At 49.7% G+C, this 17,123-nt stretch carries 18 protein-coding genes; 4 read left to right on the top strand and 14 right to left on the bottom strand.

Annotated elements, in window-relative coordinates; genetic code table 11:
* Positions 1–38 precede the first annotated feature (38 nt).
* Genes P2G85_RS02575 through P2G85_RS02560 form a run of 4 tightly spaced genes read left to right on the top strand, consistent with a single transcriptional unit; the run spans position 39 to position 5,132 of the window.
* Positions 39–1,532, top strand: coding sequence for a sugar ABC transporter ATP-binding protein (locus tag P2G85_RS02575; protein WP_275862557.1), 1,494 nt, complete (start codon positions 39–41; stop codon positions 1,530–1,532).
* Positions 1,525–2,523: an ABC transporter permease gene (locus tag P2G85_RS02570; protein ID WP_275862556.1), complete on the top strand. Its 999-nt coding sequence runs from the start codon at positions 1,525–1,527 to the stop codon at positions 2,521–2,523. Before P2G85_RS02575 ends, P2G85_RS02570 begins: the two co-directional genes overlap by 8 nt.
* Positions 2,524–2,526: 3 nt before the next feature.
* The gene (locus P2G85_RS02565) at positions 2,527–3,486 is read left to right on the top strand and encodes an ABC transporter permease (protein WP_275862555.1); all 960 of its coding nucleotides are present in this window, start codon (positions 2,527–2,529) and stop codon (positions 3,484–3,486) included.
* A gap of 11 nt (positions 3,487–3,497) precedes the next feature.
* A complete protein-coding gene (locus tag P2G85_RS02560) occupies positions 3,498–5,132 on the top strand; it encodes an FGGY-family carbohydrate kinase (RefSeq protein WP_275862554.1) in 1,635 nt (544 codons plus the stop codon).
* 193 nt (positions 5,133–5,325) lie between these two features.
* Here the strand turns inward: P2G85_RS02560 and P2G85_RS02555 are convergent, their stop codons facing one another.
* From P2G85_RS02555 to flgB, 14 genes are all read right to left on the bottom strand, one after another.
* Complete coding sequence (locus P2G85_RS02555; RefSeq protein ID WP_275862553.1) at positions 5,326–5,586, bottom strand: DUF3012 domain-containing protein; 261 nt, start codon at positions 5,584–5,586, stop codon at positions 5,326–5,328.
* Between the two features lie 87 nt (positions 5,587–5,673).
* Positions 5,674–6,693, bottom strand: coding sequence for a type 2 isopentenyl-diphosphate Delta-isomerase (gene fni / locus P2G85_RS02550; protein WP_275862552.1), 1,020 nt, complete (start codon positions 6,691–6,693; stop codon positions 5,674–5,676).
* A 372-nt stretch (positions 6,694–7,065) separates the two neighbouring features.
* On the bottom strand, positions 7,066–8,106 hold the full coding sequence (locus P2G85_RS02545; protein WP_275862551.1) for a flagellin: 1,041 nt from the start codon (positions 8,104–8,106) through the stop codon (positions 7,066–7,068).
* A gap of 17 nt (positions 8,107–8,123) precedes the next feature.
* Positions 8,124–9,023 carry a flagellar hook-associated protein FlgL gene (gene flgL, locus P2G85_RS02540; protein ID WP_275862550.1) on the bottom strand — a complete coding sequence of 300 codons (900 nt, stop codon included), beginning with the start codon at positions 9,021–9,023 and terminating at the stop codon, positions 8,124–8,126.
* A gap of 12 nt (positions 9,024–9,035) precedes the next feature.
* Positions 9,036–10,409 carry a flagellar hook-associated protein FlgK gene (gene flgK / locus P2G85_RS02535; RefSeq protein ID WP_275862549.1) on the bottom strand — a complete coding sequence of 458 codons (1,374 nt, stop codon included), beginning with the start codon at positions 10,407–10,409 and terminating at the stop codon, positions 9,036–9,038.
* Positions 10,410–10,967: a rod-binding protein gene (locus P2G85_RS02530; protein WP_275862548.1), complete on the bottom strand. Its 558-nt coding sequence runs from the start codon at positions 10,965–10,967 to the stop codon at positions 10,410–10,412.
* A gap of 10 nt (positions 10,968–10,977) precedes the next feature.
* Entirely contained in the window at positions 10,978–12,099 is a 1,122-nt protein-coding gene (locus P2G85_RS02525; RefSeq protein ID WP_275862547.1) for a flagellar basal body P-ring protein FlgI, read from the bottom strand.
* On the bottom strand, positions 12,099–12,770 hold the full coding sequence (gene flgH, locus P2G85_RS02520) for a flagellar basal body L-ring protein FlgH (protein ID WP_275862546.1): 672 nt from the start codon (positions 12,768–12,770) through the stop codon (positions 12,099–12,101). The genes P2G85_RS02525 and flgH overlap by 1 nt, the downstream gene beginning before the upstream one ends.
* Before the next feature lie 29 nt (positions 12,771–12,799).
* Positions 12,800–13,585 (bottom strand): flagellar basal-body rod protein FlgG, encoded by a 786-nt coding sequence (flgG, locus tag P2G85_RS02515; RefSeq protein WP_275862545.1) that lies wholly within the window; start codon positions 13,583–13,585, stop codon positions 12,800–12,802.
* Positions 13,586–13,610: 25 nt separating this feature from the next.
* Positions 13,611–14,342 (bottom strand): flagellar basal-body rod protein FlgF, encoded by a 732-nt coding sequence (flgF, locus tag P2G85_RS02510; RefSeq protein ID WP_275862544.1) that lies wholly within the window; start codon positions 14,340–14,342, stop codon positions 13,611–13,613.
* A gap of 11 nt (positions 14,343–14,353) precedes the next feature.
* The gene (gene flgE, locus P2G85_RS02505) at positions 14,354–15,550 is read right to left on the bottom strand and encodes a flagellar hook protein FlgE (RefSeq protein WP_275862543.1); all 1,197 of its coding nucleotides are present in this window, start codon (positions 15,548–15,550) and stop codon (positions 14,354–14,356) included.
* A gap of 24 nt (positions 15,551–15,574) precedes the next feature.
* Positions 15,575–16,258, bottom strand: a complete 684-nt coding sequence (gene flgD / locus P2G85_RS02500) for a flagellar hook assembly protein FlgD (RefSeq protein WP_275862542.1) — start codon at positions 16,256–16,258, stop codon at positions 15,575–15,577.
* Complete coding sequence (gene flgC / locus P2G85_RS02495; RefSeq protein ID WP_275862541.1) at positions 16,258–16,692, bottom strand: flagellar basal body rod protein FlgC; 435 nt, start codon at positions 16,690–16,692, stop codon at positions 16,258–16,260. Before flgC ends, flgD begins: the two co-directional genes overlap by 1 nt.
* Positions 16,693–16,694: 2 nt before the next feature.
* Positions 16,695–17,057, bottom strand: a complete 363-nt coding sequence (gene flgB / locus P2G85_RS02490; RefSeq protein ID WP_275862540.1) for a flagellar basal body rod protein FlgB — start codon at positions 17,055–17,057, stop codon at positions 16,695–16,697.
* Positions 17,058–17,123 lie beyond the last annotated feature (66 nt).

Raw genomic sequence — 17,123 nt, 5'->3', positions numbered from 1 at the left:
GACGGTGCAACGCCGTCCTCTGACTTGTGGAAATGCTCATGTCTGGTACTCCCTTTATCACCCTCAAACAGGTGTCAAAACACTTCGGCTCTGTAAAAGCTCTGGATGGGATCAATCTCACCTTCAACCAAGGTGAGGTGCACTGTCTGGCGGGCAAAAATGGTTGCGGAAAAAGCACACTGTTTAAAGTAATTTCCGGCGTTCACGCACCAGAAAAAGGTGCAGAAGTCATACTCGGTGGAAAAAGCTACTCTCGTCTAACCCCTCAACAATCCATAGAACATGGTATTCAAGTTATCTACCAGGATTTATCCCTGTTCCCAAATTTAACTGTGGCAGAGAACATCGCGATTCAAGATCACGTCGAGTGGACAAAAGGGCTGGTTCAGCGTAAACGAATCCACGAAATCGCCCTGCAAGCAATGGCTAAAGTTGGCGTAACACTCCCGCTGAAGAAACGCGTAGAGCAACTTTCAATCGCAGAGTGCCAGCTTGTTGCTATCTGCCGGGCTATGGCTTCAGAGGCAAAATTGATGATCATGGATGAACCAACGGCGTCACTCACTCGCACCGAGGTCAACCATCTCATCAAGGTAGTGGCAGACCTGAAAGCCAAAGGCGTCACGGTTGTATTTGTCAGCCATAAACTTGACGAAGTAATGGAAATCTCTGATCGGATTACTGTCATCCGTGATGGTCGCACTATCGGCACCTATCAGGCGAGTGAAATCGATAGCGACGAACTAGCATTTCTAATGACAGGTCAACGCTTTGAGTTCACTCCCTTAGCCGGTTATCACCAACAAGGTCAAGTCAAACTTGAAGTAGAACACCTATCCAAGCAAGGGCAGTTTACTGATATTTCATTTTCAGTCCGTGCCGGCGAAATTGTCTCGATTACCGGCCTGCTAGGCGCCGGTCGTACAGAACTCTGTATGGCGCTGTTTGGTATGACCAAGCCCGACAGCGGTGTGATACGCATTAATGGCAAACCAACGACGTTCAAATCTAACCGCGATGCGATTTCACACGGCATCGGTTATGTTTCTGAAGACCGCATGTCTACCGGGCTGGTGATGGAGCAGGCCATTCAGGACAACATCACCGCATCAGTAATGACACGCCTGAAAAAACCATCAGGCTTTCTGGATCACCTAAAAGCCAACACGCTTGTGGAAAAGTTGATCTCTTCCCTGTCTATCAAAGTGGCTGACCCCAAACTGCCGGTAACAAGCTTATCAGGAGGTAACGCACAACGTATCTCCATCGCGAAATGGATCGCGGCTGAGCCAGAAGTGCTGATCCTCGACTCACCGACTGTAGGTGTCGATGTCGCGAATAAAGAAGCCATTTACACTATCGCAAAAGATCTCGCCGCTAAAGGTATGGCAATCATTATGGTTAGCGATGAAATCCCTGAAGTGTTTTACAACAGTCACCGCGTGATTGTGATGAAAGAAGGACGTTTTACTCATCACTTCCTGCCAAATAGCTCAACAGAACAAGCCATTATGGAGGCAGTCAATGCTTAATCAATTTCGTTGCTCTGTGTGTTTACTTACTAAACGCCATGAGTTTTATCTCTCTTTGATGATTGCGTTGATTATCGGCGTACTGGCTGTAACGTCCGAGGATTTCCTAACGCTGGGCAACATTTTTGATATGTCCGTAAGCTCGGCACTACTTGGCATTATGGCTTGCGGCCTGTTTGTCGTGCTCATCGCCGGCGGGATTGATATCTCCTTCCCCGCAACGGCTGCCATCGCTCAATACGTGACTGCGACTTACATCCTGACCGTTGGCGGTAACTTTATGATCGCGTTTGCTATTGCTACTGTTGTCGGGGTATTGCTCGGCATGGTCAACGCCACTCTTGTGTACAAACTCAAAGTACCGGCAATCATCATCACCATTTCGACGCTAAACGTGTTCTTTGGCCTGCTGATTTACTTTAGCAATGGTGAGTGGTTGTACGGCTTTCCTGACTGGTTCATGGATGGTATTGAGTTATTCACTTTCACCGGCAGTGATGGCTATGACTATGGATTATCACTACCAATCCTAACCTTGGTAGCCATGATCACATTGACCGCTTTCCTGATGTCGAAAACTCGCTTAGGTCGTCAAATCTATGCGGTTGGCGGCAATGCCGACGCAGCCAGTCGTATTGGTATCAACTTATTTGGCATCAATTTGTTTGTTTACGGCTATATGGGCGCTTTGGCTGGTGTTGCGTCGGTTGTCCAAACCCAAATCACCCAATCCGTTGCTCCGAACTCGCTAATGGGGTTCGAACTCACCGTATTGGCTGCTGTCGTTCTTGGCGGCACTAGCATGACAGGCGGCAAAGGCACGCTATTTGGCGTAGTTCTGGGGGTCATTTTGCTTGCTGTCGTGAAAAATGGCCTGACTTTACTCGGTGTGCCTTCTTACTGGCACACAGTAGTCACAGGATTAATCATTGTTTGCAGTATCAGTATGACGGCGATTAATGAAAAGAAACAAGCAGTACAAGGGGCATAAATAATGGAACAAGTGCTTAATAGTTTAAAACTGCCAACAGATAAGAACATTCGTTACTTATTAATAATTTTAGCCGGTATCCTGGCTGTGATGGCAATTTCAGGTGGGCAAGCTTTCTTTTCAACTGATAACCTGCAATCCATGTCTTCGCAAATGCCCCTGCTCGGTTTATTAGCACTCGCGATGGCTGTTTGCATGCTTACCGGAGGGATTAACCTTGCGATCATTGCCACAACCAACGCTTGTGGCCTGGTAATGGCAAGCCTCATCACCCAGGCTCCTGATAGCCCGGCGATGCTCATTTTAGCGCTAGTCGGCGGTTTGGTGACGGCTGTTATCATTGGACTGCTTAACGGGGCATTGATTGCTTATGTCGGCGTATCGCCCATTCTGGCGACGTTGGGCGTGATGACCCTCATCAACGGCTTAAATGTCCTGATCTCCGGCGGTAGTGTTATCTCCGGCTTTCCTCAAGCGCTATTAGTTCTGGGCAATGGCTCACTATTCGGTGTCCCGATGCCGATGATTTGGTTTATCGCGTTTGCCGTCGGTTTGTGGGCTCTGCTCGAACACACCAGTTTAGGTAGAACAATTTACTTAATGGGCTCTAACGAGAGAGCAACCCGTTTTTCGGGCATCAATACACCAAGGGCAACGCTGTACGTCTACATCCTCTCTTCCTTATTGTGTTGGGTGGCTGCCATTGTGATGATGGCAAAATTTAATTCTGCGAAAGCCGGTTATGGTGAGTCTTACCTTCTGATTGCCATTCTTGCATCTGTTTTAGGCGGAATTAATCCGGATGGTGGCTTTGGACGCATCATTGGTATTGGCCTTGCACTGATTGTGTTGCAAACACTGGAAAGTGGTCTGAATTTACTGGGAGTGAGCAGCTATCTCACTATGGCGCTATGGGGCGGCATCTTGATCCTATTTATCTTCTTACAAAAGAATAAGGCTTAACGGGGAAGTATATGAGTATTTATTTTATCGGCGTTGATGTAGGCAGTGGCAGCGCGCGAGCTGGGGTTTTTAATGCAGAAGGTCGTAAAGTCGGTGAAGCAAAGCGTGATACACTAATGTTCAAACCTCAGGCAGACTTTGTAGAGCAATCTTCAGACAACATATGGCAATGTGTGTGCTTAGCGGTCAAAGACGCCGTCTCACAGGCCAACATAAACCCAATCCAAGTAAAAGGAATCGGCTTTGACGCCACCTGCTCACTGGTGGTATTAGACAAAAATGGCCAGCCTTTAACCGTGAGTCCGACAGGGCGTAGTGAGCAAAATGTCGTCATGTGGATGGATCACCGGGCAATGGCACAAGCGGATCGTATCAACAGAACAGCGCACCCGGTGTTGGCTTACGTCGGCAACCGCATTTCACCAGAAATGCAGGCCCCTAAGCTATTGTGGCTGAAACAAAACATGCCTAACACCTGGTCGAAAGCGGGTTATTTCTTTGATTTACCAGATTTCCTGACGTGGAAAGCAACCTTTGATGCCAGCCGTTCACTGTGTTCGACCGTATGTAAATGGACTTACCTTGGCCATGAGAGTAAATGGGATAAGAGTTTTTTCGATCTCATTGGTCTTGGAGACTTATTAAACGACAATGCTGAGACCATCGGTAACCGAATTTTACCAATGGGCCAGCCTGTCGGTGATGGTTTGACCGTTCACGCAGCTGATGATCTGGGCCTGATCCCCGGTACAGCAGTAGGTACCTCAATCATCGACGCTCACGCGGGCGGTATTGGCGTGTTGGGAGCTGCTGGCATGACAGGAGAGAAAGCTGATTTCAATAAACGCTTAGCCTTAATTGGGGGCACTTCCTCTTGCCATATGGGGGCATCAAAAACCGCACGCTTCATTGATGGTGTGTGGGGCGCTTACTACAGTGCGATGATACCCGGCTACTGGCTTAATGAAGGAGGCCAGTCAGCGACGGGGGCTCTGATCGACCATATCATCACCTCCCACCCCCTGTATAAAAGTGCAAAAGACCAAGCCAGTAAACAGGGGAAAACCGTTTATCAGTTACTCAATGACCGCTTGTTAGAAATGGCGGGCAACAAAGAAGATATCGCGTTTCTGGCCAAAGACATTCACGTATTACCTTACTTCCACGGCAACCGCTCGCCTCGAGCTGACGCTCACTTAACCGGTACCATTACCGGCCTTAGAATGTCGCAGACACTTGATGATATGGCGCTGCAGTATCTGGCCACAGTCCAGGGTATAGCACTGGGCACAAGGCATATTATCGACGTAATGAACAACGCAGGTTATGCCATTGATACCATTATGGCTTGCGGTGGAGGTACGAAGAACAGCGTATTCCTCCAAGAGCACGCTAACGCAACGGGCTGTGTGATCTTACTACCTGAAGAAAGCGAAGCGGTACTGTTGGGTTCTGCGATGTTAGGTTCCGTAGCCGCTGGCTTCTATAGCGATATTCCAGACTCAATGAATGCGATGAGTCGTATCAGCAAAAGCGTTATGCCACAAACGGAGAGAATCAAGCAGTTCTATGACGCTAAATACAAAATTTTCCACAAAATGTATGCAGATGATGCGGAATACAAACGGTTAATGAAGGAGTTTTAGTTAACTTTCAGGCAATAAATACCGTAAGTCCGGATAAATTAACTTTAGACGCAGTTTAAGCGATGATAATCAACATCATGACACTTTGTTTCGGCGATTTTCGGATAACCCAGCTCGCAGGCAACACAGATGATAACGGGTAATATCGCCGTACTGTTAAGAAAAACACCGCGATAAGTCGCGGTGTTTTTAGTTAAAAAATACAGTGTTTGGTGTAACTGGCAGCTTCATTCGCGGTCCAGTCGCCTTTGGGTTTCTCTTGCATGTCCTCGCACCACTGCTCACTGCCGACGCTGTTCTGCAAAATGCAGTACTGGGCAAAATCGACTGCATTTTCTGCCGTCCATTCGCCTTTAGGCGTGCTGCGCATCTGGTCACACCAACTTTCGGTTCCCACCTCGCTTTGACAAGCGGTCAGCGTCAGCCCTACCAACAACATTACTAATTTTTTCATAATCAACGTTTCCAGTTTAATCCTTTCAATGAACTATACCGTAAGTATAAACAACCGTGTTAACATGATGAAAATTCGGGCAGAACATTATACACGCCTGGCCGTTTTCAACTGATCAATAACCGCACAGCCAGTGCCAAAACAGCTCAAACGCAACTCTAACGCCATTTGCTCAAAGTGTTCAACAACCGCCTGGGTACTGATCGTGGCCGCTTTGATCACCGCGCCCGCCTGCCCGACTAAGTTCGCACCAAGGTGGATTGCTTTAGCTGCTTGTAAACCATTCTGTATGCCTCCGGATGCGATCAAGGGTAAGTCAGGGTAGCGGTGACGAATCTGCTCCAGGCATACCGCCGTCGGGATGCCCCAGTCACGAAACAACTCCGCCGCCTGCTGCATTCTTGCATCGCTATGACAGTGCCCTTCTACCGCTGACCAGCTGGTGCCGCCGGCTCCGGCGACATCAATCGCATCGACCCCGGCATTCACCAACTGCTGAGCTACGGCACCACTGATACCAAACCCGACTTCTTTGATGATCACCGGCACCTCAATTTGCAGGGTAAGAGATTCAATCGCAGTAAGGATACCCGCCCAGTTATGATCCCCCTTGCGCTGAAAAGCTTCTTGCATCGGGTTGAGATGGATAAATAACCCATCGGCCTGAACAAATTCAAGCGCACGTTGCGCTTTGTCAACACTGTTTGCATGACATAGCTGCGCTGCGCCCAGGTTGGAGTACAAAGGCACACCCTGAGCATATTCACGAATGGTTTGACCCAAACCTGAGTGCAGGCTGTCTTCCAGGCTAATACGCTGAGATCCCACGCCCATAGCTATTCCAAGCTCACTGGCTGCTTGGGCCAGGCGGCAGTTGATTGCTTCGGCATCTTTCGCCCCTCCGGTCATCGAACTGATCAAAAAGGGCAACGATAGGGCGTGGCCGAAAAATGTCGTCGACAAGTCAATGGCGTTAAAGTCACATTCTGGTAATGCACAATGTTCGAACTCAATTGACTCAAAACCCGCGGTTTTATGTTTCATGTTCATATCATGGTGCAAAACTGCTTGCAGATGTAGGTCTTTACGATTCGGTTGTGGTGCCATGCCCTGTCCTATAGTGAATTCGGTCGCGCAGTATTGCGATCCTGCCTCGTTACGTCAATGCAAAAATGCCAGAAATCTCATCAGGATTCTTGGCGCTCTTAAGTTATTCTTGTAGATAATTGATAAAAATACCAATAAAACAAATTGATAGCGAAGCAGGGCTAAACTGAGGTTATCGCAACATGGGTAAAATGAAATTATATCGGGTCAACGCTTGCCGCTGTCGTGTGCACCGCCTTGTTCCAGCAAGGCGCTGTTGGCATTACGGTTTTGATAAGCGTTATGGTGAAGGAGGTTATCGCTGCACTTAGAGTGCATAAGAGAGGCCTGGAATGTCCATCAAGGCCGCTGATTGCAGCGGCCTTATCCAACCTACTTAAGTAATGCCACAACAGTGTGACGACGTACATTGGCCTGCGCGTTCAGCGCCTGAAATGCGGAAGTAAACTGATGTGAGGTGGTCTGGAGATGTTCCAGTTTCTGGTTCACTTCTGCGACAGATGGCAGGTTAGTTTTGCTCTGGAGTGACTGCAGTTGTGCGTTCAGATCACCGTTAAATGCCTTAGCATCTTCCAGGCTAGTCTGCACCTTTCTGATATGCTGGTTCACTTTGGCGATGGTCTGTTTGATCCCATCGCGCGAGCCAAGATCAATCTTTAACTCCGCGATCCCATCAGGCTCGGCTTTTAAATTGAGAACATTGGCCTGGCCTGCCGGGAACCGGTGTCCCTCTCCCGTAACAAATACTTTTTCTTGCATTTGCTGGTAAGCACCTTCGCGAGCCTCGAACAAAACGGTACCATCATCAGCTAAACTGGCCCGCATTCCCATCGCGATTAAGCTTCTGTCGAGCATTTTGACGGTTCGCTGCCCATCAGACTGACCATCAAACCGGATCATCACCGATTGTCCCTGCGGAAAATCCAGACGAATCTGTTCAGCTTTGTCCGTTAACCGCTGTACATTAAGCCCCGGTATTGAAAAGCGGCGAATATCGGCCCTGTCGAGTTTAAGATTGAGCTCGTTGTCGACCACTTTCTTGCCGTCAAAACGAGCATGCTCTACAGTTTGCAGAATGGTTTTTTTTGAACGAGCTAAGTTTTCCTGTAACCCCGGAACGTTATTCACACCTTTGTTCAGCGCCTGAGTCAGGCTTCTTTTCACTGATGTCAGTTCTTTACCGATAGTCTGCAGCGATTTCGATGCGATTTGCACCGAGGTCGCGTGTTGTTGCCCCTGGGTCAGCAACACGCCAGAAACGGAATATGCCAGAGGAGAGTCAGCTTGAGCCGGGGCTGAACGTGGTGTCACCACGCTGCTGCTATCAGCAGAACGCGTTGGCATGATAGAGGTTTGTTCTTGCCCCGTCAGACGAATACTGTGTGGCCTAACCTCTACTGTGCTCATTACCATAGAAATATTTCCTGACCTTAAATACGATCAAATAGGTTGAGATCATTAATTTTGACGTAACTGGCTTGGGTGGCCTGCAACGCTGCCATGTAGTTGCTCAAACGTACCGATGCTTCACCATAGTCCAGAGCCGAAAGATAATTGGTCACTTTATCGACAAATAATTTACTTTCACCATGGGCGCTGTCCATCAAATCAAGGTTGTTGTGGCGACCACCGATTTCCGCCATCCCGCCCAGCACATTTGCCAGCGTATCATCAATAGCCGTCAGCGTTGTGTCTACTGTGGTTGTAAAATTCGGACTCGGCTTCTCAAATTCAGCAATCAATGCATCAATCTGGTTCAGCACGTTCTGCCCGCCGCCTAAGTCTAAAATATCCTGAGCGGTCAGGTTTGACTCCATGGTCACTCCCTTTGCCACTGTCACCACACGTTTGTCGCTGTTACCATCGATGACATAACTGCCAGTGGCATTATTCAGCGCTGCCGTGTCGGTTTTGGTACCAGAGAACAGGTAATGGCCCTGCTCATCCTGGGCATTGAATGAGGAAACGACTGAGTCACGCAACCCTTTCAGTTCAACGATCATCCCTTGTCGGTCTGCATCAGACAGAGACCCGTTAGAGCCCCATAAAACCAGGTCACGCATACTTTTCAGGCTTTCATTGACCGTATCAAGATACGCTTCCTGACTGGATAAGGTCGTCTTCACATTGGCAATATTGCTTTGGTATTGCTGAATTGCGCTACCCTCGCGATCCAGGTTGAGCATTTTGATCGACGCCATAGGATCATCGGAAAGCTTGGTCAAGCGCTCGCTGGTTGCCATCTGCTCCAACACTTTACCCAGACCGGCATTATTGGTTTGCAAACTTTGCAGCATCATCTGGCTGAATTGAGTATCACTGATTCGCATGGTTTGCTCCTTTTAGAATAACTGCAGCACAGAATCAAACAACTGATTAGCCGTGCTGATCACTTTCATATTGGCGTTGTGAGCGTTGGCAAACGTCATTAAATTGGCTGCCTCTTCATCACTATTGACCGCACTGACATTGTCACGAGCCGCGATCGACTCCTTGCTCATCGATAACTTAGCCTGGTAATCAGCATCCGCCTGACGTGCTTTGATTGCTGTTTCCCCGACCATTGCGGTAAAAGCATCATTGACACTCAATGAACCAAAACCAGTAATGGCTACAGGCTTATTACCAATCGCAATCAAGTCGTTTAACACATCAGCATTACCCGGCGTGCCGTCACTGGATAACGCGAGCTGCTCCGGATCAATATCAGAGATGGTTAACGTTGCCGCTGGATGATCCGGGTCGTAAACAAATAGCGCAGTGCCAGGATTACCCTTGAGATCCTTGCCCGCAGCCAGGACCGCATTAAACTCATCCGCCACAGCCTTCGCCATGTCGTCAATCGCCGTCTGATACGGCATCAATACTTCCGACTGGTAGTCGGAAATCGCCCCGAGTTTGCCCCCTACCGATCCGGTGATGCCGAACGACTGCTTGCCAAACTGAATATGCAGGTCAGCGGCATATGGGTCCGCCTGGTCTGGCACGGCTTTCAGCTGACCGAAGTCTGCTCCCATCACGAGTGGTTGACCCGAACTCAACGTTACCTGGAGGCTCCCGTCAGGCTGATCGGTCGTTTTTACCTCAACCACTTTTGCTAACTCACCGATCAACGCATCACGCGAGTCCATCAGGTGGGCAGGGTTACCGCCGGTTCCCTGCATTTCAACGATCTGTTTGTTAACCTGAGCAATATTGCTTACTAAACTGTTTGCATGGGAAATCGCCGCTGTGCGTTGATCACTCATGTCTTTGTGCTGATGATGCAAAGACTCGGTCAAGGTATTAAACCGACGCGCCAATGCTTCCGACTCATTGATAATTTGCTGGCGGTAAGGTATCGACTCTGGTTTAACCGTTGCGTCGTTGAGCGCCGCAAACAGGGTATCCAAACCAGCCGACAAACTGAAACCGTCCGCGCCGAGCGTGTTTTCAAGCTGGCTCATTGAGCCCGTATACCCCTCGGCATAGGCCGTCATACTGTTGGTTGACCAAACCTGCTTAACCAGAAACTGATCCGTCACACGGCGAATGCTGGTCACTTCAACCCCGGAACCGGCACTGGAATAATCATATTTCCCTCCACCGACAGAAGCCGTCATAGCCTGCTGGCGACTGTAGCCCGGCGTATTAACGTTGGCCACGTTTTGTGCCGTAACATCCAAGGAAACGCGGCTGGCGTTGAGCCCGGTGAGGGCAATATTAACAAGATTCATTTACAGCTCCATCTTTCTGATCAACGGCTGAGAAAACGCGGTCGTCATACCGGCTTCACCGAGCACTTGTCTAACAGAGGCGACCGCTTGCAGAGCAGGATTAACTTCGCTCACTGACATCAGTTGCTCTGTCACTTCAGAATGTGACTTTGATTCCAGATTTTTAGCTGCTGGCATTGATGCATCATTTGCCGGCACCGCATACTTTGACGCTTCGAACGCAACTTCCCTCATCGAGGGTGAAAGCTGTTTAATCAGCATATTGGCAATGCCAGAGTTCTGTTTTTTTGCCAGTTCGATGGCCAGCTGGCCATCGTACATATCGCGGAAAACGCCCTGCTGCTGGCTGGAAAATGGATTGTCTTCTGCCGCAAGTACATCACTGCTGCTGCGCATCTGGCGCAGCACCATCTGCAAAAACATGGCTTCAAACTGACCGGCTACCGCTTCTAAAGCCCCCTGCTGATCATCACTATGTTTGATCTGTGCGAGCGCATTGTTGTCGTGATACAGCATCGAGTTCAACTGGGCTTGATCACCTGCACTGTCTAACTTCATCCCTACCTCCTTAAATCACCACCAGCTCGGCATTCAGCGCACCAGCCTCATGCAAGGCCTGCAAAATTGAGATCAGATCCGTCGGAGTCGCACCTAAACTGTTCACGGCATTCACAATGGTATTAAGGTCGGTACCCGGAGGCCAAATCACCATCTGCGCCTGCTCTTCATCCACATCGATACGGGTCTGATCAGTCACCGTAGTTTCACCTTTTGCAAACGCATTCGGCTGGCTGATTTGCTGGGACTCAGAAATGCTTACCGTCAGGTTACCGTGGCTGACCGCCGCTTCACTGACTTTGACATTTTTACCAATCACCACCGTACCGGTACGGGAATTAAACACGATCCGGGCGGGTTTTCTGCCCTCGACCACGCTCATCTCCTCAAGCATCGACATCATCACCACCCGCTGGCCAGCATCCTTAGGCGCCCGCATGTTTACCCGGGCTTTGTTCACTGCCTCGGCGACATTCGGACCAAAAGTAGCGTTGATTTCCCGGGCAATATTTTTCGCTGTAGTAAAGCTGGGTTTACGCAGGTTAAGAGTGATCTCGTCGCGTTCGTTGAAGTCGGTGTGGATCTCCCGTTCCAGCATGGCACCGTTGGGAATGCGTCCGGCAGTGGGAATGTTAATCGCAATTTTAGAACCGCTTTTGCCTTCCACTGAAAGGCCCCCAACTACGACGTTACCCTGAGCCACGGCATACACCTCACCGTCAATACCTCGCAGCGGGGTAAGCAGTAACGTACCGCCACGCAAGCTTTTTGCATCGCCAATGGATGACACCACCACATCTAACGTCTGGCCTGCGCCAGCCATCGGATCGACGGTGGCCGTCACGCTCACCGACGCCACATTTTTCAACTTAGGGTTCATACCGTCATCAATCTGCACACCGAACTGGCGCAGCATGTTGGTGATCGACTGAGAGGTAAACTTGACCTGGTTGCGGTCACCCTGACCATCAAGGCCAACCACCAGACCGTAACCGACTAACTGGTTTTCCCGGATACCCTGTACATCCACTAAGTCCATGATCGGAATTCTTACTTCCGCCTGTGACGGGGAAGCAATGCCTAATGTCAGCACGATCAGAAGAGTGGTAAGAAATACATTGTGTGGCTTCATTAGAATGGTACCCATGGGCTGTTAAAGAATTGCGTCAGCCATCCGGCTGCGTTGCTGTCTGCCAAAGCACCGCGGCCAGCGTAAGTAATACGAGCATCGCCAATACGTTGGGAGGAAACCTGATTGCTGCGACTGATGTCATCGACTCGTATGATCCCGGTCAGGCGGATAAACTCATCGCCCTGGTTTAGGCGCAGCCATTTCTCGCCGCTGATACGCAAGACCCCATTGGGAAGGACTTCATGGACGGTCACGGTGATCGCACCTTGCAGTTTATTACCTTGTGAACTCGATGCGCTGCCATCAAAATCCCGGCTGCCATCGATCCCAACCGCTGCCTCATTGAAGGTTTTGCTACCGATGCTTGGTGCTGCAAAATTGACACTGGAGCTCTTGCCAAATTTGGTCCCGGCTTTTTTGCTCGATTCGGTTTCTTCAGACAATAATACCGTCAGGATATCGCCGACACGGTAAGCACGGCGATCCTGAAAAAGCGTCATCGTGTACTGGTGACGATAAAGGCTGCCTGATTTTGCTTCGGGTAAAGCGTAATCCAGTTGTGGTGGGGCAAATTTTTCAGTATCCGGCTCAGGTGGAATAAATTCCTGACGCCCGGCACACCCCACCAACAACACCACGGCTACTGCCCAACTGTTAGAAAGCCATTTCATTGCTTTTTCCTTCATCATCACCACTTTAATTACATCGATTGCGAGACGAATTTCAGCATGTCGTCCGCGGCAGAGACCACTTTGGCATTCATCTCATACGCCCGTTGCGTGGTGATCATATCCACCATCTCTTCTACAACCTGTACGTTAGAGCCTTCCAGAGCGCCTTGCTTAATGCTGCCCGCACCATCTTGACCGGCAATCAGCTCTTCCGCCTGGCCACTGGCCTCCGTTTGACGGAACAAGTTACCACCGACAGCCTCTAAACCTGCCGGGTTGATGAACTTGGCTAAGGTGATCTGGCCCAGCGGTATCGGCGTTGGATCACCATCACTTGTCACACTGACCGTTCCATCGACACCAACGGAGAAAGACACCGCGTTGTCCGGGATCTGGATCTGAGGTTCCAGCGGCAGACCCTGGCTATTGACCATCAAGCCTTCCGAATTCACGTGAAACTGGCCGTTGCGCGTGTACATGATTTGACCGTCTGAGTTTTCAATTTGGAAAAAACCCTGTCCCATTACCGCCAAATCCATATCTTGCGCGGTGTTCTGAGAGTTACCTTGGGTAAACACTTTTTGCGTGCCGACCACACGTACCCCGCTACCGAGCTGGACGCCACTTGGCAGTTCATTCACCTGGTCAACCTGAGCACCAGGCTGACGCTGAATGCTGTAGAACAAGTCTTCAAATACCACGCGGTCACGTTTGAAACCAACCGTGTTCACATTCGCTAAGTTGTTAGAAATGGCAGTCATCTTAGTGTCTTGGGCTGCCATCCCGGTTTTACTTACCCATAAAGCTGAATGCATTATTCATTCTCCTTTGTGGCGAGAATTATCTCGCCGCCATTAATTTGTTGCCTGCCTGTGCCAGCGTTTCTGCGGTTTTCATCATTCGCACTTGCATCTCAAAGTTACGAGTCAGAGACATCACACCAACTAACTCGTCAATCGCAGAAACGTTACTACCCTCAATATGTTCAGGTGCTAACTGCACAGTCTCATCGACCGGGAACTGATCGCCTTCCGTACTGTGCAGCAAAGTGTCACTCTCTTTTTGCAACTGATTGATCGGAGGATTAACCAGTTTTAAGGTTCCCACTTCGATTTCTGCGCCACCGCCTGGTGGAATAACAGAAACCCGGCCACGCTCACTGATTTCGACTTTCTGGTAATCCGGCAACAACATCGGGCCATTTTCACTCAGAACCGGAAAGCCGTTGATGCTCATGGCACCAAAGGTGTCGACCTGAATGTTACCCGCACGGGTATAGGCTTCCCCGCCCCCCGGCGTTTCAACCGCCAGATAACCGTCCCCCATGATCGCAACATCAAGTGGTCTTCCGGTTTTAACCAAATCGCCGGAGTCAAAGCGTGTCGAGGCCGAGTTGGTTACCACCATAGTTCGGCCATCAAATCCCGCACCTTGCAACTGAACACTTTGCACCCGTTCCATATCCGCACGAAAGCCGGCCGTATCAGCGTTCGATAAGTTGTTCGAACGTACATGTTGCGCTTTCATAACCCGGCTTGCGCCGGAGGTGGCAGTAAATAATAAGTTATCCATGACCCGCTCCGTTAAATCGCGTTAAACAGTGCCTGTGTCAGCTTGTCACTGGTTGAGATGGTTTTCGCGTTAGCCTGGTAATTACGCTGCGCCGACATCAGTGCGACCAGCTCACTGGTCAGATCCACGTTCGAGCCTTCCAGCGCGCTCGGCGTTAAATCGCCAAGGGTACCTGTCCCCGGAACCCCCATGGTCGGAGCGCCAGAGGTGAAGGTTTGAGTCCATGAGGTACCACTGGCCTTTGTCAGGCCTTGTGGGTTAGCGAAATCCGCCAGGATCACCTGGCCCTGCAGTTGAGACTGGCCGTTGGTATAGGTCGCGTACACCATGCCATTATCTTCAACCCGCACACCTGCCAAATCACCAGATGTGTAACCATTCGGGCTGTTGGTGCTGACGCCGAAGGCCGCACCAAACTGCGTGCTACCATCCAGGCTCACATCAATCGATACATCGTTAGCACCAGGGGCTTTAAAATCAACAGTGTACGAACCTATCGGTGATGCCAGCGAGCCATCGCTATTAAATTCAACCGGGATGGTTTTCACCGGCGCCGCGCCACCGTCTACCTGTACATTTATTTCCCATTTATTATCGGCAGTCTTGGTAAAGTACTGCGTTAAGGTATGGGAGTTACCCAAAGAGTCATGCACCTTGGTGCTGCGTGACGAGTTAAAGGAGTTAAGATCATTCGGATCAAATGGGTAAACCGTCTGGTCAACGGCGTTCAGACTGGCATCAAAGTTAGCCACAAAGTCCAGCTTGCTGGTGGCTTTTGCCGCCAGAGAAGAGGTCGATACCTGAATATCACCCACTGAACCCGGAATCAGGGTGTTGTTACTGTCAACACTGTAACCCTGCAGCTTGGCCCCGGTATTCGCAACGATATTATTGTTTTTGTCGGTAGCAAAGACACCCGCACGGGTGTACAGCGTCTGGCCCATGCTGTCTTTAGTCACAAAGAAACCGTTACCATTGATCGCCAGATCCATTGCGCGGCCGGTACCGGTGACAGAACCATTTTTATCGAAGTTTTGCGAAACGGACGCCACTTCTACCCCACCAGGCTGAATACCGTTGTAAACAGCAGAAAATTCAGTACGCGCCTCTTTAAAACCGTAAGTAGACGCGTTAGCAATGTTGTGGCTGATGGTATTCAGCTCTGTATTGGTCGCATCCAGGCCACTAAGTGCGATGTTAAAACTCATAACTAACCTCTTGTCCTTATTTGGCTATGCACCAAACTGGGTAATTTGATAAAAAGGAACACTGCCCACACCTTCAATGTTGACGAGTGCAGCACCACCTGTATTTGGAATTCTTACTTGTTCAACAGTACCGGCGAGTAACACATTCGGGCTGGCTTGGCCTTCCTGCACTTCAACAGATACCGTATATTTTCCGGGTTTGAGCCCAAGCTCTTTCGGGTCAATAGAAAAATCCACATCGCCGGCCCCATGGGCCCCTAAAGGCACTTTGCTAGATTGGCCATATTCGTCTTTGACCACCAGCGTGACTTGGTTTGAACCATGTTGCAGCTCAATCTTGCCGCTTTGCGCAGCTTCACCCAACTCAAACTCGTTACCAGCCACGTATACCTTCTGACCTACTAAGCCCGCGGTGGATAGCACCTGCATGTTATCTAACAGCACCATGCTGTTTTGCATCAGGCTGGACATGTTTTCCATACTCTGAACTTGGGAAAACTGCGCCAGCTGACCAACGTATTCAGTACCATCCAATGGATTGAGCGGGTCCTGATTCTGGATTTGCGCTACCATCAAGTTAATGAACTCGTTCTCCAGCGAAGTCGCACTGTTCATATCCTGTGGGTTGGCCGAAACCCCGGCTTTATCAGAGCCGTTAGAGCTGAGCGGGGTATCGGCTGACAAAGCAGTATATTGCGCAAGACTCATCAGCTACCCTGCCCTAGTTTGAGTAGCCCTTGTTGCATGCTTCTTACGTTAGAAAGCACCTCAACATTGGTCTCGAAGCTACGTGTTGCTGACATCATGTCAGCCATTTCTGCCACGACATCGATATCCGGGTAGTACACGTAACCATCATCGTTAGCCAGCGGATTACTCGGCTCAAAGCGTTTCTCGGCTGGCCCGGTATTTTTCACCACATCGACAATGCGTACTTCCGCATTCGGGTAAGCATTGTTGCTGCTGGTCATTTGAGTTTTGCTGTATACGGTTGCAAACACCGGCTTAAGCGCTTTATAGGCATCATTCGGGTTTGCGGAAACTGCATCCGCGTTAGCCAGATTACTGGCAACGGTGTTCAGACGGACGGTTTGGGCCGTCATGGCTGAACCAGCGATAGAATAAATATCGGTAAATGACATCGTTAACGTCCCTCAATCGCTTTCGCCAAGCCGTTAAATTTCATGTTGAGAAACGTCAGGCTAGTTTGAAAGTCCATGTTATTTTGGGTGAATTTGGCTTGTTCTACACCCAGCTCCACCGTATTACCGTCTTTGCTGTTCTGGTAAGGAATCGAATATTGACTCGTTACCTGCAACTTCGGCACGGATTGGTTGACACTGCCCGGTGACATCTGCCCCATGACAGTGGTAAAACTCAGGTCTCTGGCCAGATACCCAGGGGTATCAACATTTGCTAGGTTACTGGCGAGGACTTTGGTACGCTGAACACGAAAGTTCAGTGCCTCTGGATGTACACCTAACGCATTTTCGAATGTGATCGCCATGCATATTTCCTTAAAGTCAGCTCGAATACGGCTAGACAGACACAAGATACGTGCCATAAAAAATCA

This window comes from Vibrio sp. CAU 1672, from assembly GCF_029223195.1.
Classification (GTDB): domain Bacteria; phylum Pseudomonadota; class Gammaproteobacteria; order Enterobacterales; family Vibrionaceae; genus Vibrio.
Note: the sequence above shows the minus strand (reverse complement) of the source record. Positions and strands in the feature narration are given on the sequence as shown.

What these genes read in the sequence shown, in the direction of transcription:
- flgH (WP_275862546.1), bottom strand. Translation starts at nt 12,770, where the DNA reads ATGAAATGGCTTTCTAACAGTTGGGCAGTAGCCGTGGTGTTGTTGGTG.
- P2G85_RS02575 (WP_275862557.1), top strand. Translation starts at nt 39, where the DNA reads ATGTCTGGTACTCCCTTTATCACCCTCAAACAGGTGTCAAAACACTTC.
- flgK (WP_275862549.1), bottom strand. Translation starts at nt 10,409, where the DNA reads ATGAATCTTGTTAATATTGCCCTCACCGGGCTCAACGCCAGCCGCGTT.
- P2G85_RS02570 (WP_275862556.1), top strand. Translation starts at nt 1,525, where the DNA reads ATGCTTAATCAATTTCGTTGCTCTGTGTGTTTACTTACTAAACGCCAT.
- flgB (WP_275862540.1), bottom strand. Translation starts at nt 17,057, where the DNA reads ATGGCGATCACATTCGAAAATGCGTTAGGTGTACATCCAGAGGCACTG.
- flgL (WP_275862550.1), bottom strand. Translation starts at nt 9,023, where the DNA reads ATGCGAATCAGTGATACTCAATTCAGCCAGATGATGCTGCAAAGTTTG.
- P2G85_RS02560 (WP_275862554.1), top strand. Translation starts at nt 3,498, where the DNA reads ATGAGTATTTATTTTATCGGCGTTGATGTAGGCAGTGGCAGCGCGCGA.
- P2G85_RS02525 (WP_275862547.1), bottom strand. Translation starts at nt 12,099, where the DNA reads ATGAAGCCACACAATGTATTTCTTACCACTCTTCTGATCGTGCTGACA.
- flgG (WP_275862545.1), bottom strand. Translation starts at nt 13,585, where the DNA reads ATGCATTCAGCTTTATGGGTAAGTAAAACCGGGATGGCAGCCCAAGAC.
- P2G85_RS02565 (WP_275862555.1), top strand. Translation starts at nt 2,527, where the DNA reads ATGGAACAAGTGCTTAATAGTTTAAAACTGCCAACAGATAAGAACATT.
- P2G85_RS02555 (WP_275862553.1), bottom strand. Translation starts at nt 5,586, where the DNA reads ATGAAAAAATTAGTAATGTTGTTGGTAGGGCTGACGCTGACCGCTTGT.
- flgD (WP_275862542.1), bottom strand. Translation starts at nt 16,258, where the DNA reads ATGAGTCTTGCGCAATATACTGCTTTGTCAGCCGATACCCCGCTCAGC.
- fni (WP_275862552.1), bottom strand. Translation starts at nt 6,693, where the DNA reads ATGGCACCACAACCGAATCGTAAAGACCTACATCTGCAAGCAGTTTTG.
- P2G85_RS02530 (WP_275862548.1), bottom strand. Translation starts at nt 10,967, where the DNA reads ATGAAGTTAGACAGTGCAGGTGATCAAGCCCAGTTGAACTCGATGCTG.
- flgE (WP_275862543.1), bottom strand. Translation starts at nt 15,550, where the DNA reads ATGAGTTTTAACATCGCACTTAGTGGCCTGGATGCGACCAATACAGAG.
- P2G85_RS02545 (WP_275862551.1), bottom strand. Translation starts at nt 8,106, where the DNA reads ATGGTAATGAGCACAGTAGAGGTTAGGCCACACAGTATTCGTCTGACG.
- flgC (WP_275862541.1), bottom strand. Translation starts at nt 16,692, where the DNA reads ATGTCATTTACCGATATTTATTCTATCGCTGGTTCAGCCATGACGGCC.
- flgF (WP_275862544.1), bottom strand. Translation starts at nt 14,342, where the DNA reads ATGGATAACTTATTATTTACTGCCACCTCCGGCGCAAGCCGGGTTATG.